The organism is Thermomicrobiales bacterium, assembly GCA_023954495.1.
Classification (GTDB): Bacteria; Chloroflexota; Chloroflexia; order Thermomicrobiales; family CFX8; genus JAMLIA01.
In genome coordinates this window covers 1-21,685 of the sequence record JAMLIA010000026.1, presented here as the reverse complement: position 1 = coordinate 21,685, position 21,685 = coordinate 1, and the positions used below count along the sequence as shown (strand labels likewise).

General features: G+C 63.9%; 19 protein-coding genes. 9 read left to right on the top strand and 10 right to left on the bottom strand.

All coding sequences use genetic code 11. The features are described 5' to 3' along the window. Positions 1 to 10: 10 nt before the first annotated feature. The 4 genes from M9890_07130 to M9890_07115 all read right to left on the bottom strand — a co-directional run bounded on the left by M9890_07130 (position 11) and on the right by M9890_07115 (position 5,194). A complete protein-coding gene (locus M9890_07130; protein MCO5176728.1) occupies positions 11 to 913 on the bottom strand; it encodes an ABC transporter permease in 903 nt (300 codons plus the stop codon). Between the two features lie 33 nt (positions 914 to 946). Beyond that, positions 947 to 1,891 (bottom strand): ABC transporter permease, encoded by a 945-nt coding sequence (locus M9890_07125; protein ID MCO5176727.1) that lies wholly within the window; start codon positions 1,889 to 1,891, stop codon positions 947 to 949. Between the two features lie 87 nt (positions 1,892 to 1,978). Beyond that, complete coding sequence (locus M9890_07120; protein MCO5176726.1) at positions 1,979 to 3,772, bottom strand: ABC transporter substrate-binding protein; 1,794 nt, start codon at positions 3,770 to 3,772, stop codon at positions 1,979 to 1,981. Between the two features lie 162 nt (positions 3,773 to 3,934). Then, positions 3,935 to 5,194 (bottom strand): aspartate aminotransferase family protein, encoded by a 1,260-nt coding sequence (locus tag M9890_07115; GenBank protein MCO5176725.1) that lies wholly within the window; start codon positions 5,192 to 5,194, stop codon positions 3,935 to 3,937. Positions 5,195 to 5,609: 415 nt separating this feature from the next. Here M9890_07115 and M9890_07110 point away from each other — a divergent pair, with 415 nt between their 5' ends. The 6 genes from M9890_07110 to M9890_07085 all read left to right on the top strand — a co-directional run bounded on the left by M9890_07110 (position 5,610) and on the right by M9890_07085 (position 12,573). Further along, entirely contained in the window at positions 5,610 to 6,350 is a 741-nt protein-coding gene (locus M9890_07110) for an IclR family transcriptional regulator (protein MCO5176724.1), read from the top strand. Positions 6,351 to 6,395: 45 nt separating this feature from the next. Continuing rightward, complete coding sequence (locus tag M9890_07105) at positions 6,396 to 7,313, top strand: hypothetical protein (protein ID MCO5176723.1); 918 nt, start codon at positions 6,396 to 6,398, stop codon at positions 7,311 to 7,313. Positions 7,314 to 7,357: 44 nt separating this feature from the next. Next, complete coding sequence (locus tag M9890_07100; protein MCO5176722.1) at positions 7,358 to 8,626, top strand: aminotransferase class III-fold pyridoxal phosphate-dependent enzyme; 1,269 nt, start codon at positions 7,358 to 7,360, stop codon at positions 8,624 to 8,626. Between the two features lie 34 nt (positions 8,627 to 8,660). Beyond that, a complete protein-coding gene (locus tag M9890_07095) occupies positions 8,661 to 10,766 on the top strand; it encodes a transketolase (protein ID MCO5176721.1) in 2,106 nt (701 codons plus the stop codon). Next, positions 10,679 to 12,094, top strand: coding sequence for an amidase family protein (locus tag M9890_07090; GenBank protein MCO5176720.1), 1,416 nt, complete (start codon positions 10,679 to 10,681; stop codon positions 12,092 to 12,094). Before M9890_07095 ends, M9890_07090 begins: the two co-directional genes overlap by 88 nt. An 89-nt stretch (positions 12,095 to 12,183) precedes the next feature. Next, positions 12,184 to 12,573: a hypothetical protein gene (locus tag M9890_07085; GenBank protein MCO5176719.1), complete on the top strand. Its 390-nt coding sequence runs from the start codon at positions 12,184 to 12,186 to the stop codon at positions 12,571 to 12,573. A 4-nt stretch (positions 12,574 to 12,577) separates the two neighbouring features. Here the strand turns inward: M9890_07085 and M9890_07080 are convergent, their stop codons facing one another. Further along, positions 12,578 to 12,886: a non-heme iron oxygenase ferredoxin subunit gene (locus M9890_07080; GenBank protein MCO5176718.1), complete on the bottom strand. Its 309-nt coding sequence runs from the start codon at positions 12,884 to 12,886 to the stop codon at positions 12,578 to 12,580. A 274-nt stretch (positions 12,887 to 13,160) separates the two neighbouring features. Between M9890_07080 and M9890_07075 the strand changes: the two genes are divergently transcribed. Continuing rightward, positions 13,161 to 15,815: a hypothetical protein gene (locus M9890_07075; protein ID MCO5176717.1), complete on the top strand. Its 2,655-nt coding sequence runs from the start codon at positions 13,161 to 13,163 to the stop codon at positions 15,813 to 15,815. Positions 15,816 to 15,986: 171 nt separating this feature from the next. Then, the gene (locus M9890_07070; GenBank protein ID MCO5176716.1) at positions 15,987 to 16,847 is read left to right on the top strand and encodes an alpha/beta hydrolase; all 861 of its coding nucleotides are present in this window, start codon (positions 15,987 to 15,989) and stop codon (positions 16,845 to 16,847) included. A 165-nt stretch (positions 16,848 to 17,012) separates the two neighbouring features. On the opposite strand, the gene M9890_07065 is transcribed toward M9890_07070, so the two are convergent. Further along, positions 17,013 to 17,624 carry a superoxide dismutase gene (locus tag M9890_07065; GenBank protein MCO5176715.1) on the bottom strand — a complete coding sequence of 204 codons (612 nt, stop codon included), beginning with the start codon at positions 17,622 to 17,624 and terminating at the stop codon, positions 17,013 to 17,015. 229 nt (positions 17,625 to 17,853) lie between these two features. Between M9890_07065 and M9890_07060 the strand changes: the two genes are divergently transcribed. Then, positions 17,854 to 18,273 (top strand): plastocyanin/azurin family copper-binding protein, encoded by a 420-nt coding sequence (locus M9890_07060; GenBank protein ID MCO5176714.1) that lies wholly within the window; start codon positions 17,854 to 17,856, stop codon positions 18,271 to 18,273. A 269-nt stretch (positions 18,274 to 18,542) separates the two neighbouring features. On the opposite strand, the gene M9890_07055 is transcribed toward M9890_07060, so the two are convergent. The 4 genes from M9890_07055 to M9890_07040 all read right to left on the bottom strand — a co-directional run. After that, positions 18,543 to 18,992 carry a YbaK/EbsC family protein gene (locus tag M9890_07055; protein MCO5176713.1) on the bottom strand — a complete coding sequence of 150 codons (450 nt, stop codon included), beginning with the start codon at positions 18,990 to 18,992 and terminating at the stop codon, positions 18,543 to 18,545. Positions 18,993 to 19,061: 69 nt separating this feature from the next. Beyond that, positions 19,062 to 19,559, bottom strand: coding sequence for an MOSC domain-containing protein (locus tag M9890_07050; protein ID MCO5176712.1), 498 nt, complete (start codon positions 19,557 to 19,559; stop codon positions 19,062 to 19,064). A gap of 107 nt (positions 19,560 to 19,666) precedes the next feature. Then, on the bottom strand, positions 19,667 to 20,527 hold the full coding sequence (locus M9890_07045; protein ID MCO5176711.1) for a methyltransferase domain-containing protein: 861 nt from the start codon (positions 20,525 to 20,527) through the stop codon (positions 19,667 to 19,669). 56 nt (positions 20,528 to 20,583) lie between these two features. Next, the coding region (locus tag M9890_07040) for an aminotransferase class III-fold pyridoxal phosphate-dependent enzyme (protein ID MCO5176710.1) at positions 20,584 to 21,685 on the bottom strand (1,102 nt) is incomplete at its 5' end.

Here is a 21,685-nt window from a genome sequence, read left to right as displayed (position 1 = left end):
TGTCTATGCCTCAGAGCCGCATGCGTGGATCGAGGACATCGCGGAGACCATCGCCCAGGAGGTTGAAGCCGAGGACGAGGACCGAAATGAAGATACCCGGATAGATCGACATCCAGGGTGCATCACGCAGGAAGGTGCGCGAGTCGCTCAGGATGCTGCCCAGCGTCGGGACATCGGGCGGGACACCGACGCCGAGGAAGTTCAGGCTGGACTCTGCCAGCACCGCCACGGCCAGGATGAATGTCTGCTGCACCAGCACCGGTGCCATGCTGTTGGGAATCAGGTGGCGCAGCATGATGCGCCTGCCACTAATGCCGATCGCGCGGGCAGCCAGCACGAAGTCCTGATCGCGGATGGCGATGACCGACCCGCGGGCGACGCGGGCACAGCGCGGCGTATAGACGATCACCAATGCCGCAATGATGTTGATCAGCCGTGGACCGAGGATCGCCATGATGCCGATCGCCAGCAGAATGGCCGGGAAAGCCATCAAGGCATCCATGATGCGCATGATTGGGCCATCGACGCGCTGATAGTAGCCTGTCACTGCGCCAATCAGGACACCGAGGACGCCGGTGATCAGCGCGACGGTAAAGCCGACGAAGATTGAGATGCGGCCACCATAGAGGACGCGGGTGAAGACATCGCGGCCGAAGTCATCGGTGCCGAAGAGATGGTCGCGGGTTGGCCCCTGCAGGATCGCCATTGGCGACATCGCGTTGGGCTCCTGGTCGGAGAGCAACGGTGCGAAGAGTGACACCACCACGATGATGGCCGTCAGCCCGAGGCCGATCTGTGCTGAACGGCTGCGACCAAACCGGCGCAGGAGCTGACGGCGCGGACTCTGCACCGCCAGATCGTTGGTTTTGGCGGCAACGGACTTGGTCGTACGCTGCGTTACGTCAGTTGACATAGCATCATCCTCATACGATTGGTTCCGTCGTCGCTAGCGATAGCGGATACGTGGGTCGATCCATCCATACAGGAGATCGACCGCCAGATTGACGAAGAGATAGAGCATCGTGATCAGCAGGATGCTGCCCTGCACGACCGGGTAATCGCGCCGCTTGACCGCTTCAATCACCAGCCGCCCGACACCGGGCAGGTTGAAGACTGTCTCGGTGATCACACTGCCCGAGAGCAGCTCCCCGGCCGTCAGGCCGACGACCGTCGCAATCGGGATCAGCGCGTTGCGGAAGGCGTGGCGCAGGACGACGACGCGCTCGCGTAGCCCCTTGGCTTCCGCTGTCCGGACATAATCCTGGCGCAACACTTCGAGCATGCTCGAGCGGGTCATGCGGGCGATCAGTGCCGTGTAGGCCAGCCCGAGCGCCAGCGCCGGCAGCAGCAGATGCTTGAAGTACTCGACCGGGCTCTCGGAGAAGGCGACGTAGCCGCCGGTCGGGAACCAGCCGAGGCGCACCGAGAACAGGAAGATCATGTTGAGTGCCAGCCAGAAGATCGGGATCGAGATGCCGAGCATGGCCAGCAGCATGATGCCCCAGTCGGCGAAGCGACCGTGGCGGATGCTGGCGATCACACCGGCCAGGATGCCGGTGATGGTGGCAATCATCAGGGCGAAGATCGACAGACTCAGCGTCACCGGCAGCCGCTCAACGAGCGCGCTGGCAACCGGCTGATGAAGGAAGAACGAATCGCCGAGATCGCCGCGAATGGCGTCGGAGTACCAGGTGACCAGTCGTTCGGGGAGCGGTTGATTGAGGTTGAGCTCTTCGCGCAGCTTCTCGGTCGCCTCGGCGGTGGCCTCGGGCCCGAGCATCGTCGCGACCGGGTCACCGGGGATGAGATAGATCATGAAGAAGATCAGTAGCGACACGATCAGCAGAGTCGGGATGAACGCGATGAGCCGCCGAAGAATATAGACTGCCATGATCTCCATCCATCCCGAAGAGCGGTGATCCGAGCGAGAGCTGGAAACCGGCGCGAGCGCATTGGCTCGCGCCGGAGACAGGAAGTGCTATTCGTCGCGCCAGCAGGTCCAGAAGCGGGTGGTGTTGTACCACGGCACGTAACCCTGGACATCAGCGCGGAGAGCTGTCAGGCCGTTGGTGTCAACGGTCTTGATACCGGGGACATCGTCATACCAGATGCGCTGAACCTGCTCGAAAGCGGCCTTGCGGTCCTCAAGCGTCGTCGCCTTCTGGGCGTCTTCGAACGCCTTGGTCATGTCCGGGTTGTCATATCCGGCACCAGCGTCTGCTCCGCCGCCGCCGTAGAACGCGCCGAACGCATCCGGGGCGAAGATGCCCTGGGAGAGATAGCCGGTCACACTCATCTGCCAGTCCGGCTCCTTCCAGCGCGCCTGCTGGGCCGGCCAGTCGATAACCTCGACCTTGGTGTTCATGCCGATCGCCTTGAGCTGCTCGGCAGCGGTCACGATGGTCTTGTACATGTAATCGTAGTTGCGGTTGGTGACCATGACGATCTCTTCGTCCGCGTAGCCGGATTCCTGCAGGAGCTGAGTGGCCTTCTCGATGTCGTTCTGGTTGTAGAGCTCGGCACCCACTTCGGTGTGCCACGGTGAGCTCTTGAACCACATCGACGGCTGAACGGTATAGAACTCCTTGCGTCCGTTCGTCACCGACTGTCCGAGCGAGTCCATGTCGAGCGCCGCCTGGACCGCCTGGCGGAACTTGAGATTGTTCGAGATGTCGTTCCGGAAGTTGAACAGGATGACGATCCAGCGCTGGTCCTCGATGATGTACGGCGTGATGTCGGAGTTCTCGTTGAGCCGGTCGTACTCGGTCGTGGCCGGTGAGGCGGCGTAGTCATATTCGCCGGTTTCCAGACCTGCGACACGACCGGCCACTTCCGGCACCGGGATCAGGTTGATCTCGTCGAAGTACGGGACGCGCGCGCCTCCCAGCCCGTCTCGCTCGGTGCCGGTGACGACGTACTCGTCGTTGCGGACAAGCTTGAGGTACTGGTCTGGCTTCCACTCGGCCAGCTTGTAGGGTCCGGTGCCGATCATGTCCTCGTTCGCCAGCTTGCCGGCTTCCTTGCCCTCGATGACCTCCCGCGGGAACACGACCGGCGTGCCGACCGGATAGGCCAGCGCGTCGAGGAGCGTCATCGTGGGGAAGGACAGGTTCATGACGAACGTCTTGTCGTCCGGCGCTTCCCACGAATCGACCATCTCGAACGCGCTCGCGCGGGCGGTGACATCCATGTAGCGATCGAAGGACGCCACGACGTCGTCGCTGGTCATTTGCTTGCCGTTGCTGAACTTGGCATCGCGCAGCGTGAAGGTGTAGGTCATGCCGTCGTCGCTGGCTTCCCAGCTGTCGGCGACCAGCGGCACGATCTCATAGCCTTCGCCGTAGGCGACGATGGATTCGTGCCAGTAGAGTGTCGCCTCACGAGCGGCGGCTGCCAATGTGATGGCGATATCGAGCGTCGGCGGCGGTGACTCCACTGCTGCGTTGAAGACGCCGCCATACGTGCCTTCTCCAGCCGCCTCGTTGCTCGGTTCGGTCGCGGCCGCCTCTCCACTCTCGGTCGGGCTGCTCTCGGCACCTGCATCGGTCGTGGCTTCTGCGGGGGCTTCGGTTGCGGTCTCGCTACCGGAATCGGCTGCCGTTGCCTCGGGCGTGGTACCACCAGACGCTGCTGGTGTCTCCTCGTCATCGCTGCCACCGCAGGCGGCCAGCAATGAGCTGGCGAGCACGCCGCCACTGATCACGCCCATACCGGCGAGGAGTCGCCGCCGACTCAGACGTTCGGCACGGAAGATCGAAGCTTTCAGACTCATTCTGTCTCCTCCTGAGCGTGACGCCGATCCGGCGTCGTCATGCACGTCGTGTGGACGTGTAATTCCGGTTTCGTGCGCCCACGCCAGCTACAGATTCCGTAGCTCCCCGACGCTATCCCATCCCCAAGAGTCCCGCGCAGTCGCGCCTGTTCGGCGCGGACTTTAGCCGTAGACCGCCTCCCTTCCGTCGCTGGTGCCCTCGCCGCGTGCAACCAGCGCAACTGCCTCGCGAAGATCTGCGAGATAGTCGTCAATGAACGGTGCATGTCCGGGCGAGAGCATGAGATGAATGCCCGCTGGATAGCGTTGAATGTGGACGAACCAGCCGCGGCGCTCCATTTCGGTCGCGACCGCTGCCATGTCGTAATCCGGTGAGCCGAAGGCAAGGACGGAGGTGTCTGGCTCGCCATAGATTTCAAAGCCGGGAATCTCGGTGACTCCATCAATGAGACGGCGCGTGGCGTCCATCGCCTGTTCGGTCAGGCGGGTATAGCCGTCCTCGCCGAGGTACTGCATCACCGCCCAGGCCGACGCGATTGCGCCACCCGGACGCGACCCGGCCATCGTTGGCGTCGAGTAGGTCCCGGCCGGCCAGTCGGTGAACGTGGTAATCCGATACTGGCCGATCTCGTCGTTGCGACAGAGGATCGTCGAGGCACCGCGCGCCGCGAAGCCGTACTTATGCAGATCGGCGGAGATCGTGGTGACACCCGGCACGCGGAAATCGAATGGGATGACCTGGTTGCCCAATCGCTCCAGGAACGGCAGGAAGAAGCCACCAATACAGGCGTCGACGTGGAAGCTGATCCCGCGCTCGGCAGCCAGCGCTGCCATTTCGGGGATCGGATCGACCATGCCGTATGGATAGTTCGGGGCTGATCCGGCGACAAGGATGGTGTTCTCGGTCATGGCGGCCTCGATGTCGGCAGCTCGTACTCGGAAGTCGGTACCGACCGGCACGCGGACAACCTCGATACCCAGCAGATGCGCGCCTTTGTTGAAGGCCGGGTGCGCCGTTTCCGGCACGACCATCTGCGGCTGCGCGATCTGCGGCTGATCGACTCGCGCCTTGTCGCGCGCGATCTTCAGGCCCAGCACGATACTTTCCGTGCCGCCGGATGTGATGTTGCCGACGACGTGCTCGTCGCCGTGTAGCAGTGTGGCGGTCATCCGGACAACCTCGTCCTCGAAGCGTGCGAGGCTGGGGAATGCCCGCGCCGACAGACCGTTCTCCGAGAAGAAACGCAGATAGGCTTCGCGAGCCACCTGCGCGACATCGTCGCCCGGCAGATAGACGAGCGCGGCGACGCGACCCGAATGCCAGGCGACATCAGATTCGCGAGCCGCATCCATCTCGCCCCACAGCTCTTCGCTTCGGCGGCCGTGTCGTGGAATCTCGACGGATGGTGTGCCGGCTGACATCAGCTGTCCTTCCTGGCATTGCGCTGGACGGTGCGACCCATGCGTTGACGCACCCCGGTGGTACTGCTGATCTCGACTGCATAGCGGCGTGTGCTGCGCGAGTTGAGATTGCGTTTCGTTAGGTAACAGCGTTACTATTGGCAACGGCAGTATAAAAACGTTGTGCGTTGTTGTCAATGCAGCTGCAATTCCGGCTTCCGCCGGGTCAACCGTTCAAGCACGTACAGCGCCTATGTAGACCGCCAGCGACCCATGATCTACTGTGCGATTACCGGCATGGTGAGCGATCTCTTCTGTGTGCCGGATGGCATGAAGCGAAGATCGAAGGGTGACGATGGCCGACCGCAAATCATCACGTAGCAGGCCCCGGATTGAGGTGGCATCGCATTCCAGCGTCTCAGCGGTGGAACGTGCGATGGCGATTATTGAGATGCTCTCTGGCTCGCCGCAAGGCTGCACCGTGACTGACATCAGCACCGAAATGGGCATCAACAAGGGGCTGATCCACCGCATCCTCACCAGCCTGTCCGCGCACGGCTACATCTATAAAGACGAGCTGACCCAGCACTACCGCCTGTCGACCCGCCTGCTGGGCCTCGCTTTCCGGCATGTGCGCTCAATGGAGATGTACGACCTGGTCTTGCCTATCCTGCGCCGCCTGTCGGACTCATCGCAGGAGCTCGCCGAGCTGAACTGGCTCCAGAATGGGCGGCTCGTGCTCGTCGCCAAGGCCGAGAGCCCGCGGCGCGTCAAGGTGGTCGACTACTTCGGCGAAGACCTTGTCCTGCACGCAACCGCCGGCGGCAAGGTGTGGCTAGCGAACCTGCCCGAGGATGAAGCCCTGCGCGTGCTGGTCGAGCGCGGCACACCGAAGCTCGGCGACCACACCATCACCGATCTGGCGCAACTGCAGGATGAGTTCCGATTGATTCGCGAACGCGGCTACGCGATCAACGACCAGGAGTCTGCCGACGAGGTCGTCGCCGTCGCCGCGCCGGTCTGGATCAGCGGACCGAAGCGGCAAGTCATCGGTGCGGTGAGTGTGGTGTCTCCGGCTTACCGGAACATCCATCACAACCCGGAGATCATTGAGCAGACCATCGCTGCCGCCAACGAAATTGGGGAGATCTGGCCCTTCGTGGGCCTGGAGAGATAGACGCGCAGATTGCCGGTCGGCAATCGTGCGGAGACAGGGGGAGCAGTGGCGACATCAGTCATGACGGTAACCGGGCCGGTATCCGGCGACGACCTGGGGATCACCCTGCCGCACGAACATTTGCAGCTCGACCTCTACCGGATGAGTCGCAGCCGCGATGGCTATCTCGATGACCTCGAGCTGGCGATCATCGAGGCGCAGCAATTCAAGGATGCCGGCGGATCGACGCTGGTCGATCTGACGACGGACTGCTTCGGTCGCGATCCGCAGATGCTGCGACGGGTCGCCGAAGAGACCGGCCTCAACATCATCATGGGCTGTGGTTACTACCGCAATCCCTACATCGATCCGGCGGTCGAGAAATCGTCGGTGCGCGCGATCACCGACTGGATCATCTCCGAAATCGAACATGGCGTCGGCGACACCGGCATCTATCCGGGTGTCATCGGCGAGAACGGCTGCGAGCGCGAGTGGGTGACGCCGCTGGAAGAGCGGGCGTTGCGCGGTGCTGCGCGCGCCCAGCGCATCACTGGCATGCCGATGTCGCTGCACGCCAACTTCGCGCCGGTCGGGCTGGATCTGCTGGACATCCTGGAGGAGGAAGGCACCGACCTGCGCCGGGTCGTCGTCTCCCACTGCGACCACTATCCGCACTCGGACTTCCACGAAGCAGTTGCCAGGCGCGGCGCATACGTCGAGTTCGATCGTAACGATCCACGCCTGGGCTGGGATCAGCAACGCCGGATCAACGGCGTGCGCGAGCTGGCCAACCGTGGCTACCTCAACCAGATCCTGCTGTCTCAGGACATCTGCCATATCTCCGAGCGCGCCGCCTATGGCGGCCCCGGCTACACCTACGTGCTTGAGGGGGTACCGGTGATGTTGCGTGAGGTTAGCTTCTCCGACGAAGAGATCACCACGATGCTGGTCGAGAATCCGCGCCGGTGGCTAGCCGGCGAATAAGCGTTGATGCCGCAGCAGCGGTAAGTGAGGACAGGTCAGGCGGGATGAATGTGGCGGGTCGGGAGAATCTCAGCGTTGGGGAGGCGCACCTGCAGCACAATGCGGCATTGAAGGAGCGTGCCCGGGCGGTTGTGCCGGGAGGTGTCTACGGGCATCAGTCCACGGCGCGATTGCCGGAGGGTTTTCCGCAGTTCTTCGCGCGCGGGCAGGGCAGCCGGTTGTGGGATGTCGACGGGCACGAGTACATCGATCTGATGTGTGGCTTCGGGCCGATCGTGCTTGGCTATCAGCATCCTGCTGTCGTCGACGCGATTGCCAGGCAACAGGCGCAGGGGGACTGTTTCAATGGCCCGACCGAGCGCTGGGTCGAGCTTGCCGAGCTGCTGGTCGATATCACCCCGCACGCCGACTGGGCGTGGTTCGCCAAGAACGGCACCGATGCCACGACCTACGCGGTATCGGTGGCACGCGCGCACACCGGCCGCAAGACGATTCTGCGCGCGACCGGCGCGTATCACGGTGCTGCACCCTGGTGCACGCCGCGCGGCGCTGGGGTGACGCCGGAAGATCGCGCCAATCAGCTCTTCTATACCTATAACGATCTGGAGAGTGTCCACGCGGCGGCGGGTCAGGCTGGTACCGACCTGGCTGCTGTGCTCGTAACGCCGTTCCGCCACGATGCCTGGTATGACCAGGAGCTTGTCGATCCGGAGTTCGCACGCGGGCTGCGCGACGTGTGCGACGACACCGGCGCACTGCTTATCCTCGATGATATCCGCGCCGGATTCCGTATCGACATGGGCGGCAGTTGGGCGCCGCTCGGCGTCGAGCCCGATCTGCTGACCTACTGTAAGGCGATCGCGAACGGCCAGCCGCTCGCGGCAGTGCTGGGAAACGAAGCAGCGCGTGACGCCGCCGCGAGCATCTATTCGACCGGTTCCTACTGGTTCTCCGGCGTGCCGATGGCTGCCTCGATCGCGACGATTCAGACGCTGCGAGAGACCGACGGCATCCACCAGATGGAGCGCGTCGGCGCGGTGCTCCGTGAAGGTCTGGCGGCGCAGGCCGCTTCTCATGGGCTCAGCATCCGCCAGACCGGCCCGGTCACCGTCCCATTCATGAGCTTTGTTCAGGACACCGAGTTCGAGCGCGCGTTCACGTTTAGTGCCGAGGCTGCGCGCTGCGGTGTCTACATGCACCCCTGGCACAACTGGTTCCTCTCGACAGCACTCACTGAAGATGACGTGGCCGAGGCGCTGCAGCGCACCGATGCCGCGTTCGCCAGGGTGCGAGAGGTTCACGGCGAGGGATAGTCGGCGTGCAGACGCCTGAGGGAGGAAGAGTTCAATGCGGGACGAGCAGGTTACAACGACCGACACTGCGGGACGCGAACAATTGCTGGCGGTGTTGGCCGACCGTGCGAAGTTCGTGCGGACAGAGACGCTGCGGCTGATCGCGATTGCCAAGAGCGGGCACTACACGAGCGTCTTCTCCTGTGCCGAGATCTTTTCGGCGCTCTACTATCACACGCTGCGCATTCGACCGGAGGAGCCACGCTGGGAGAATCGCGACCGCCTGGTGCTCGGCAAGGGGCACGTCGCTGTCGGACAGTATCCGCTGCTCGCCGATCTGGGCTACTACGAGCCGTCGCTCCTCGATACCTACACCCGTGTCGGCAGCCCGTTCGGCGACCATCCCGATATGAAGCTGATCCCCGGCGCGGACTTCTCGTCCGGCTCGCTGGGCCACAACCTCTCAGTGTCGGCCGGTATGGCGCTGGCCGGGCGGATGGACGGGCTGGACTATCGCGTCTACTGCCTGCTCGGCGATGGCGAGATGAATGAGGGTCAGAACTACGAGGCCATGATGGCCGCCGGTAACTTCGAGCTCTCGAATCTCGTCGCCATCGTCGACCGCAACCAGATGTCGCTGGACGGCTTCACCGAAGAAGTCATGCCGATCGAGCCGCTGGCCGACAAGTTCCGCGCCTTTAAGTGGGAAGTCTGGGAGATCGACGGCCACGACCTCGGCGCATTGGTCGATGCGTTCGACGCGCTCGATCAGCGGACCGACCCGCGACCACTCTGCATCATTGCCCACACGCGCAAAGGCTACGGCCTGTCGTTCATGGACCTCTCGCGGGAGTGGCACCTGGGCCTGCTACTCGGCGAGGACTACGACCGGGCGATGGCCGAGCTGGTCGGCGACGATCCGGCCCCCGCCTACGGCGATCACGTCGACTGGGCGCGACAGCATCGCGCCGAGCGGGCGACGATCGCGCGCGCGAAGCCGGCGAGTGAGCGCACCAGCGCCACCGCGCCCGTCTCGATTGTTACGCCACCCAGCGCTGCGCCGCCAACCGAGCTGCACGACAAGCGCTCCTGGAGCCTGACAACCTCGGCGAAACAGACGACGGAGGCTGTCTCCGGGCGGGTACTGGCCGGGCTGGCTGGACAGCATCCTGAGATCGTTGGGTTGACCGCCGACCTGAAGCACTCGAATCGTCTCAGCGACTTCGCCGAGGAGTGGCCGGAGCGCTTCGTCAACGTCGGCATCGCCGAACAGAACATGGTCTCGGTCGCGGCCGGCATGGCGGCGTGCGGCAAAATGCCCTTCATTGGCACCTTCGCCGCGTTCGTCGCGCTGCTCGCTGCCGAGCACATCCGCACCGACCTGGCCTACAACGACCTGCCGGTGCGCGTGCTGGCCCACCACGCCGGCATCACGATGGGCTATTACGGCACGAACCACCACGCGCTGGAGGATCTGTCGATCACCCGGACGATGGCGAACCTGACCGTCTTCTGCCCAGCCGATGCGCCGTCGATTCAGGCCGGCATCGAAGCGTCGCTCAATTGGCCGGGGCCGATCTACTTCCGGCTCGGTCGCGGCCGGGAGCCGGTCGTCTACCACGAGGGCGTGCCGGACTTTGAGTTTGGTAAGGCGATCACCTATCGCGACGGCAGCGACCTGACTATTATCACGAACGGCCTGACGATGGCGGCAGCAGTCGAGGCGGTCGAGGCGTTGGCGAGCGAGGGGATCGACTGCCGCCTGCTCGACCTGCACACGGTTCGTCCGCTGGATCGCGAGGCCATCATCCGCGCCGCTCGCGAAACCGGGCGGATCATCACCGTCGAGGAACACAACATCACCGGCGGGCTGGGCTCTGCAGTTGCCGAGGTGCTGGCCGAGGAGGGGATCGCGGCGCCACGGCATCTACGACGAGTTTGCAGTGATCGGCCCACCAGCAGCGCTGTATGCGCACTACCAGCTCGACGGCCCGGGCATCACTGCTGTTGTCCGCGAGTGGTACGCGTCGCTCGCCTGAGCATCGAGACGTTGGGAACGGGAGGGGAGAAATCATGTCGTCAACAACTGACCTGTGCTTCACACCGGCAACGGAGCTCCGTGAAGAGATTCGCGCCAAGCGGCTCTCGCCGGTCGAGCTGATGGAGGCGGTGCTGGCTCGCTGCATTGAAGCCGAACCTTCGGTCCACGCCTTCATGACGCTCGACGCTGATGGGGCACTGGCGGCCGCGCGTGAGGCCGAAGCGGCAGTGGCTCGCGGCGACGACCTCGGGCCGCTGCACGGCATCCCCGTCTCGATCAAGGACCTGTTCGCCTCCAAGGGCATGCGCATGACGAACGGCTCGAAGTTCTTCGAGAACAACGTGCCGGACTTCGATGCCCCTTCGGTCGAGCGTATCCGCGATGCCGGAGCCATCATCTTCGGCAAGACCAACACCCCTGCGTTCGGCCACAAGGACATGTGCGACAACCTGCTGATGGAGGCGACGCGCAACCCGTGGAACCTCGAGCGCACCTCGGGTGCGTCCAGTGGTGGAGCCGGTGCGGCAGTCGCCGTTGGTGCTGGGCCCCTGGCGCTCGGCTCGGACGGCGCAGGGTCAATCCGCATCCCGGCAGCGCTGTGTGGCATCTATGGACTGAAGCCGTCGTTCGGTCGGGTGCCGTTCTGGCCCAGCGCCGACTACTGGACGACGCGCTCGCACGTCGGCCCGATGTCGCGGACGGTCCGTGACTCGGCGCTGCTGCTGTCGGTGATGGCCGGCCCGGACCATCGCGACCCGCTCTCGATCGACGCGCAGCCGGACGACTACCTGGCCGCCTGCGACGGCGACCTGAAGGGGTTGCGTGTCGCCTGGAGCGCCGACCTCGGCTACGCGCCGGTCGATCCGGAGATTCGTGCACTGACCGAGGCGGCAGCGCAGCGCTTCGCCGATCTCGGCTGCGAGGTTGTGGAGGCCAACCCGGGCTGGGACATTCCCGCCGACTGGCACGCGATCCTCTATCGTTCCGGCATCGCTGCCAAGTACGGGCCGCAGGTGGCGGATCGCCCGGAGTGGGTTGATCCGAGCATGGCAGCCATTATTGAAATCGGAAAGAACATCACGACCGGCGAGCTGCTCAGCGCATTGACATCGCGAGCCGCGTTCTACGATCAGGCGCGTGCGTTCATGGATCAGTACGACCTGTTGCTGACCCCGGCGATGCCCTGCGTTGCCTGGCCGTATGACAGTCAGCCAGGTGATATCGACGGACAGTCGGTTCAGCAGCTCTCCGGCGGGCGCTGGCCGTTCATGTTCCCATTCAATGTCACCGGCTGGCCGGCTTCGTCGGTTCCCTGCGGGTTCACGTCCGAAGGCATGCCGGTCGGTCTGCAGATTGTCGCTCCGTGGCATCGCGACGACCTGTGCCTGCGCGCCTCGGCAGCGTTCGAGGCAGCGGCACCATGGGCGGACGCGCGACCGCCGGTCTGATACGAGACTGACATAGTGCCGAGCCGCGTATTGCGCTGGTGACATTCGTCCGGGCGTAGGCTCCTCGTGGAATGGACAAGGAGGGCACCATGACACGGTCGTTGCATCTATCTGCATGGCTGTCTACCGCCGCGCGCGAGCACTGGCTGTCGATGCTGGTGCTGATTGCGCCGATCTTCTGGGTTGTCTGGAATTCGGACGCGGACAACATTCTGCCGCTGCTGCTGCTCCCAGTTGTGGCGCTCGCGGTCGGCTTCGTGTTCCGACCGCGACACGTCTGGCTGATCTGGCTCGCTGCCGTCCTGATCCAGTGGATCGCCATGTTCGTGCTTGGCGATTACAGTGATCCCGGACCCGACGAAACGCGTATGAGCATCACGGTTGAAGCGTTTATATGGATGGCGATTGGCGTGCTGGGCCCGGTCTGGACCGGCCGGGTGGCGCGCTGGATCACTGAGGACAAGCCTCTGGCATTGTGATGAGTTAGACCTCGATCTGCACCTCGCCATCGACGACGCGGCAAGCGAATGTGCGTAGTGATTTCTCCGCCGGCGGAATTTCCACTTCACCAGTACGGACGTTGAAGACAGCCCGGTGCATCGGGCATTCGATCTCATCTCCATCGAGCCTGCCATATGAAAGGTAGTAGGCATCGTGGGTGCAGATGTCGCTGATGGCGAAAAACTCGCCGTCGACGTTGCAGATTGCGATCGGCTGATCCTCGACAAAGACCTGCTTCGGCGTCCCGACCGGGATCTCCTCGGCCCGGGCAACCGTGATGAACTGCGGCATGTATGCATCCTTGTCCCGACTTCGTTCGTTGTAAACGGTAGAGCAACCGTTCTGCGGGCAAGTATGCCTGCGTGATCTGTTGCGTGGCAGCGTTGGTTTGGCTGATGGGAAGCCTCCTCGGTACAATCCACGGGCCATCCGGTATTGGCAGATTGCCTTGTCGTCATGATTGCAGGGATGACGAATGGCGCTGATACCGGTATGCTGTCAAGCAAGAACGCTCAACCACGGATGCTGCACGATGCTGTGCAATCCTGTGGCGGGAAGGATCATTGTGACGTTTCACCCACCGGCGTGGCTGCGAACGATTGTCGTGACGTTCGCATTGCTCCTCGCTTTGATCGCACCATTGCAATCCGCACTCATTGCCCGCGCTGAGGAAGACCTGCCGGTAACGACTTCGGTTGCGCCCGCACCAGAGGTGAACCCGGCGATTCAGGCGGCCTGGCAACAAGGCGACGGTGACGCCGCGCTCACCGGCCAGCCGTGGCTATGGGGCGAGCAGCCGCTTGCTCTTGCAGTTGAGTATCAGCAGGACAGCCCGACTGGTCTGCGCTCGATGGTCTATTACGAAAAGGGTCGCCTCGATATTCCCGATCCTTCTGAAGACCAATCAAACCCGTGGTACGTCGTTCCCGCTTCGCTCGTCCGCGAGATGCTGACCGGCGAAATCCCGTTCGGTGATGATGTCGAGGTCAAGCGTGGCCGGGCGACGATCCCCGTCGTCGGTGATGCGGCGCAGGCACAGGCACTGACCTACGCGACACTCGCGCCGCTCGCTTCAGTTGATACTCCGACGACAACGCGCTCCGGCCTCGGACTGGTTGAGCACGACTCGGTCGTTCCGCGTTCCGCCACACCGGACGCGATGGTGACGGCGCTGGTGGATGCATCCGGCGTTGTCACGCTCGGCGCAGTCGCTGATTCGATCGTCTCGATCGGCGCGTTTGATGCCGTCACCGCCCACAACATCGCTGAGCCATTCAACACCTGGGCGTCGAATCAGCCCTATCCCGACCTGTATCTGCTGGGTCATCCGCTGACTGAGCCGTACTGGCTCGATACGACGATTGGCGGCCAGCCGGAACGTGTCATGATTCAGGCCTTCGAGCGCCGCGTGCTGGTCTATCGACCGAACGCGCCAGAGGGGCCGCGCGTCGAATCGACCGATGTCGGCTTGCACTATCGCCTGTGGCGCAACCTGTCGCAGCCGACGAACCCGTCGCTGGTGCCGTTGGCCAGCAGCATCCCGTTCGGTGAAGAGATCGTTGCTGCCGCGACAGCGAATCTGATCGATCCGCACCTGCTGGCAGCGATCGAGCTGGTTGCATCAAACGGCAACCCGTCCGCAACGCTGAAGAACGGCGGCAAGGGCATCCTCGGCCTGCGGCCTGAGGCTGCGATGGAGCTGGGTGTCCCGGAGAAGTCGACCGCCGAGAAGCTGGCTGAGGAAAAGGCCAAGGCTGCGGCAACCGCCAAGTCCGGCACGGTGACGACGAAGACGACCTCAAAGACCACGCCACCCGTTGAGGTGGTGATCACACCGGAGCCGACCGCGACCGCCGAGCCGACCGACACGCAGACGCAGACCAACACCAACACGGCGATCAACGCGGTTGTCGCTGGCTCCGACGGCTCGATGACCCGCTTGCAGGTCTCCGATGAGGAGATCACGATCAAGACGGTCATGTCCGATCCGGGTCTGAACGCTGCCTACGCCGCGCGCGACGTCGCCCGCTGGAACCCGCAGTCGCTGAACTTCGCTGACATCGTTGCCGATTACTACTCGGGCGGCCAGCCGGATGACAACGATCCGGCCCAGCAGGTCTTCGTCGAGAAGGTCGTGCAGATGCGCGACACACTGCTGGCGCAGTACCCATCGGCACCGGTCACGCCAGCACCTGGCTCCGAAGTCGGGCAGCTCCTCGGCGCAGGGCACTCAGCCTACTATTCGCCGAGCTACGACCGCGCCTGGTGGGAGCGCACGCTCCGGCTGTACGAGAGCTGGAACCTGATCGCTCCGGGGTGGCAGGACGATCCCAACGGTTACTACTGCGTGCGACCGGGCTACATCCCCGGCTACAAGCTGCGCCTCTCCGCCAACGGTGTGACGATCGATTGCACCGTCGGTGACATGGTCGCCGACCCGCACCTGGGCAGCTGGCTGGCCCACTGGGTCATTGAAATGAACTGGGAAGCGTTCACCGCGCTCGGCCTGGATCGCAACAACTCGGTCGAGGTCTATCACCTTGGCAGCGACCCGGTGCCCGCCGTACCGCCGGTCCCACCTGTCGAGCCGACGCCGGACGTGACGGACGAGGTTGTCGAGCCGACGCCAACGCCGGAACCGACCGAACCTGCGGTCACGCCGACACCGGAGCCAACCGCGCCTGTTGAGGCAACGCCAACGCCGCTGCCGACGACTGAGCCGACCGTCGAGCCAAGCCCGACAACGGAGCCGACCGTAGAACCGACGACCGAGCCGACCGTTGAGCCAACGCCGATTCCGTCGCCGGAGCCAACCGAGCCGGCCGAACCGACGGCAACGCCGGAACCGACTGAGCCGACGACACCGACCTATCAGACGGTCGACGATGTTGTGGCCGCAGTGATTGCCAAGGACCCAGCTTACGCGGAGGTCCCGGCTGACGAGATGAACGCGCTGGTCAGTGAGGCGCTCAAGCGGCACATCGCCATCGCCAACCTGCCGGCCGAAGAGATCGCGGCACTGACGGATGGCGATTACAAGACGCTGGTGGATACGACGTTCGCCGGTCTGACTAATGAGCAGATCGCGACGAAGATCACCGAGCATGTCGCGACGCTGACTCAGGACGACATCACGGCCATCGTCACGTTCGTCGAGCAGCTTCGCCCGGCTCCGGCCACCGCCCGGCCACTGTCCGCATCGCCAACACCGATCCCGTAACCTCGCTGAAACAGAATGAGCTACCTACCGCCCGCTGCACAGGCAACGGGCGGTGGTGTTTCTGCGATTTGAGCGGCGATGCAGCGACAAGCGTTGGTTGTTGCGCCCGTTCGGTGCCACCATTGCAGCGGTGTCAAGCGGCAGCACATGTCCTGTGGAGAGGGTGGGGTGATGAGCGGAGTTGAGCAGCGGGATGGCGCAACTGATGTTGACGGTGTGCGCCTGGCCTGGCATGAGTGGGCAGGCGGGGACGCTCGCCCGCCAGTGTTGCTGATTCACGGGCTGGGATCATCGCGACACATCTGGGATCTCGTTGGACCGATCATTGGCGGCGACAGGCGCGTGATCGCGGTCGATCAGCGCGGTCATGGCGAGAGCGATTCGCCGGACGCCGACTATGACATCGAACGGATCGTGCGTGACAATCGCGAGCTGGCCGAAGCGCTCAACCTCCGGCTGCCGGTCATCGTCGGGCACGGGTGGGGTGCCGAGGTCGCGCTCGCCTACGCCGGCCTGTACCCGTATGGCGTCAGCGCCGTCGTGCTGGTGAATGGCGGCGTGATGGCGCAGCCGGATGATTCGGACACGACCGAGGAGCCTGGCGAGCTGACCCGTAGCGGATTCCTGAGCCGGATGAGGGCACATCTTGACGTACCCTGGCGCGCCGAGCTTGATGACATCATGCTGAGCACGGTTCGGGTACATGACGATGAAAGCGTCAGCCCGCGACTGTCTCCGGAGAATCGGCACCGGATCGTGCAGGCATTCCGCGCGTATCAGCTGGCGAACTATTTCGAAGCGATCGTTGCACCGGTCGCGCTTGTGCTGGCTGATAGATCGTCGGACGACGAGCGTGTCCGCGCCGACCTTACCCGCCTGCAGCACAGCGCCGACGCCGCGCTCATGGGCCTGCGTCGCTCGCCGGACCGTCGGCTTGTCTGGCTCTCTGAAACGTCGCCCGCCATCCCCCTCCACCGTCCCACCGAACTCGCCGCCGAGATCGCCGCGACCATCGCCGGTCTGGATGACTGAGGGACCTCACCCCCCGCCCCTCTCCCGCGGGGAGAGGGGTGCCGTACCACGGCAGCCACTCCTCCAGCAAAATGACACCCCCTCTCCCAACGTTGGGAGAGGGGGTGGATGCCCTTTGGGCGGTGGTGAGGGCCGCCCGCCCTCACCGAATCAATCAGCCAGGTGTTACGCCTTCGCCTTGGCGTAGCGTGCGGCGACCGCGTCCCAGTTGATGGTGTTCCACCAGGCGGCGAGGTAGTCCGGGCGGCGGTTCTGGTACTTGAGGTAGTATGCGTGCTCCCAGACATCGACGCCGAGCAGCGGATAGTTGCCATCCATCAGCGGGCTATCCTGATTGGCGGTGCTGATGACCTCAAGTTCGCCACTGCCATTGACGATCAGCCAGGCCCAGCCGGAGCCGAACCGGCCAGCGCCGGCCGCGTTCACCTTGGACTTCAGCTCATCAAGGCTGCCGAAGGTGCTGTTGATCGCGTCTGCCAGATCGCCGGTCGGCGCGCCGCCACCATCCGGGCCCATGATTTCCCAGAACATGGTGTGGTTGGCATGGCCGCCACCATTGTTGCGAACTGCGGTCTGCTTGTCCGCCGGGACCTTGCTGATGTTGCGCAGCAGATCGTCGATTGCCATATCGGCGAACTCGGTGCCCTCGACGGCAGCATTCAGGTTATTGACATAAGCAGCATGGTGCTTGTCATGGTGAATGCTCATCGTCTCTTTATCGATGTTGGGCTCGAGTGCATCTTCTGCATACGGTAGTTTCGGAAGCTCAAACGCCATAGATTCCGCCCTCCCTGGTGGACGATTGCGACATGCCTCTTGGCCGTGCTGCCAATCGGCAGCGGCGTCATGTTGCAGACACCACACGGCTATTGTCTAGAATAACCGGGCTTGGCGGCAACTGCAATGCGAGAAACTTCGCATTTGCTGACGTCGACCGATGGATACACAGCACAATCCTTGCCAGGATTTGCACGTCGTCGATGATGTGGAGGGTTGCTTGGCGCAGGTGGTCAATCGGCGCGCATTCGTTCGAATTGCAGTCGGCATGGCGCTCACCCCGCTCGTCTGGGCATGCGGAGGAGGCGACGATGCGACGCCATCTGCGTCACCAACGGCAGTCGGCCCGCAAGCGTTCACTATCAACATGACCGATGCGCCGTCGTTCGATCCCGCCGATCTGACGGTCAGCGTCGGCGACACCGTCACTTTCTTCGCGACCGGCAGCGCCCCCCACACAGCGACCTGCGATCCGACCAAACTCCCCGGCGTGGCCGCACTCCCGGAGCGCGCGCCCGTCTGGGACTCCGGCCTGCTCCAACCCGGCCAACGCTTCAACGTGCGCCTGACCGTCCCCGGCACCTACACCTACGCCTGCACCGAGCACGCCGCGCAGGGCATGGTCGGGACGATTGTGGTTGAGGGGTAATCGCAAACGCCCGTGTCGACTGGTGACTTCAGCAGCGAGGGCACGTAGCTGCATTGGATTGCATCCGACGGGTGGGAGATCTCTCACTGCGGTTCGAGATGACAGGATACGATGCTGATTGCCAGTCCAGCGGATCGACCAGTGCCAGCAATGGCAAGTGGCCCGATCCGACAGCCGACCCTTTCCTCTGTCATCTCGAACCGCAGTGAGAGATCTCCCACCCGTCGGATGCTGTCCAATGCAGCTACGTGCCCATGGTGGTCGCCCCGCTAATCACGAACCAGCCGCACGACGCGGCCCCCTGCGATCGCGAGCAGGTCGTGGACGCGGATTTCGAGCGTCTGACCGGCGCGGCCCGATCCGCACCAGGCGATGTCGAGCCGCGCGACGGCCTCGTCGAAGATTACGCGCGCCTGGTTTGTTGGCGGGATCGGGGCGAGGCTATCCAGATCGTAGCCCAGCGCGTCGTGCGCATCTGCGGCGGAGATCGGCGTGAGGTCAGCGGGCCGGACGCCGATGACGCGCGCAAGGCGAGCGAGGTCGATCGTGTCTCCGAGCCGGATGACGACGAGCGTCCAGATGCCGCGGCCACTGCGAAATGCGATCGTCGTCAGCTTCGGATGGGATGTCGGCGTCGGCCCGGGCACAATCGACAAGAGTCGGTAGGGAACTTGCCGTTCGTGGAGCCGGACGAGGATGCGGTCGGCCGATTGAACCATGCCCCTGCTCACTTCCAGATTGCGTGCTACGTCATCTTCCCCGCCGCAGGTTGTGAGCCACCGGCGTGATCAGACCGGAACAAGGGGTGTGTGCGGCTCCTCCGGCAGAATGACTTCGATTGGATCATTTGGGTGGACAACACCGCTGGTGAGGACGACGGCCATGATCCCGGCCTTCCGAATGAGATTGCCTTCTTCGTCGCGATCCAGCGTTGCCTTCATCAGACCTGGCTGAATGTCGTCGAGCAGTGCGCATGGATTGCGCAGCCCGGTAATCTCGATCAACGCTTCGTCACCAAGACGCAGCCGTGTGCCGGTTGGCAGGCCGAGTAGATCGAGATCACGGGTTGTCACGTTCTCGCCCATCACGCCAGCATCCATCGCGAAGCCTTTCGGCAGGAGTTCTGCGAATAGTTCCTCGTGGATCAGATGCACCTGACGCAGGTTTGGCTGATCCGGGTTGCGTGCGACGCGTGCACGATGCTGAACAGAGACACCGGCGTGAGTATCGCCATCGACACCAAGACCGGCGAGCAATCGAATCTCCGGCTGTGTTGGTTTCGTCATTGAGTGTGTCGCGCTCCGGCTAACTGCCACGACCCGTGGTTGCATCCCTCGTCCTCTTCCCCTTAATGTCTTCGCTCCGTCACCCTCTGAGCGGCGATATTGTCCGACTATCGAACGCCGACCGCCAGCGCCCGTCCTTCAACAAACTGGAAGTCCGGCTGCGCCAGGATCGGCGCGTCATTGGCCGGCTCGACAAGCTGGCTGAGTGCTGCCTGCTGCTCGGCGCGCAGTGTCGGGATGCCCGGCGACTCGGTGCAGAGATAGGGGATCGCGACATCCAGGAAGCGACGCTCATCGGTCGTCAGCGGATGGACATACTCGCGCATGCGGAGGTAGCCACGCACCTCACGCACGCCGGCCTCCAGCAGATAGCCGCGTAGCTTGTGGCCGGTGAACCAGTCGACATACCCTTCATCGGTGCCGGTCTCGCCACGCGGCAGGCAGTCCTTTAGCGCGATGAGCAGGTTGTCCGGCATCGGGCCGAGGAGCATCGGGTGCATCTCGACATCCTGAATCGCGACCTTGCCGCCCTGTCGGACGACGCGGACCATATCGCGGATCGCACCGACCGGGTCGGCGACGTATTGCAGCGATCCGGCGCACCAGACAGCATCGAATGATCCATCGGCAAAGGGGAGTGGCGACATCGGGCCTGCGTGGAGCTCGACCTGATTCGCCCACGGCTCACCGGCGATCCGGCTGCGCGCGAGATCGAGATTCTCCGGGTCGGAGTCGATCCCGACGATCCTGCCCTCGGGGCCAATGATGGCAGCCAGCCAGGCGAAGTGCGTGCCGCTGCCACAGCCGACATCGAGGACGTGGTCGCCGGGTAGCAGTTCGGCCTGCGTCAGCAGCGAGCGATAGACCTCGGCCATCGCGCGGAAGTGGCTATGCATCCAGAAGTCGCTGGTCAGGTCCAGCGCTGCATCGCTGCGCAGAATCGAGCGGTGCGACCGTTCGTCAGACATGCATCATCCTTTCGGGACGGTGGGGAGGTAGCGCCCTCCCGACATCTCCGGTGTCGTCAGTCTTCGGTTGCAGCCGCGACGAAGGCATCGACAAAGGCGTTGACCTCTGCCTCACCCATCGGCGTCGAAAGGCAACCCATCAGCGATGGCGCTGTGATGATGCCATGTGCCATCAGGCCACGGTGCAGGCGCGCGCCGCGCTCGCGCTCGTCGGAGCTCGGGACGCTGCCGCGGTAGTCGCGGATCGGTCGGTCGTGCAGATGGATCTGGAACAGCGACCCGCCACCGGTGACCTGGCCGTGGATGCGCGCGCCGTCCATCGCCTCGGCCAGTGACTCGCGCAGCTGCGCGCCGAGTGTCGCCAGCCGCTCATATTCGGTCGCCGTCATCTTCTGCATCGCAGCCAGCCCGGCCACCATCGTCATCGGGTTGGCGTTGAAGGTGCCGCCGTGCGGGGCCTTTGGATAGCCCTGCCGGGGGTCGAAGACGCTCATCACCTCGGCTGAGCCACCGACCGCGCCGACCGGGAAGCCGCCGCCGATGATCTTGCCCATCGTCGTCAGGTCGGGCGTGATGCCCAGCAGCGATTGCGTGCCGCCGATGGCGTTGCGCAGGGCGATGACCTCATCGAAGATCAGGACGATACCGCGTTCGCGAGTCATCTCACGCAGGGCGTTCAGGAAGGGCAGGTCGGCCGGAATCAGGCCGGCGCGCATCGGCATCGGGTCGATCAGCACGGCGGCGAGGTCTTGCCAGTTGCGCTCGATCAGCCGCTCGGTCAGCGCCAGGTCGTTCAGCCGCGAGACGATGACGTTCTCCAGGACACCGTCCGGCGTGCCAGCCGAGTAGGCCAGCGAGGGCGGTTCGTCCATCTCCCAGGTATCGACCGGTGGTGTCATTGAGACTTCGGCGAAGTCGTATGAGCCGTGGTAGCTGCCCTCGAACTTCATGATCTTGCCGCGCCCGGTGTAGGCGCGAGCCGCCTTGATCGCGATCATGACCGCTTCCGAGCCGGAGTTGGTGAAGCGGATCTGCTCGACCGACGGCACCCGGCTCGTCAGCAACTCGGCGAGGCGCACCTCGTGCTCGGTCGGCATGGCGAAGGCGAGGCCGCGCGGAATCTCGGCGATGACGGCGGCGGTGATATCCGGGTCGGCG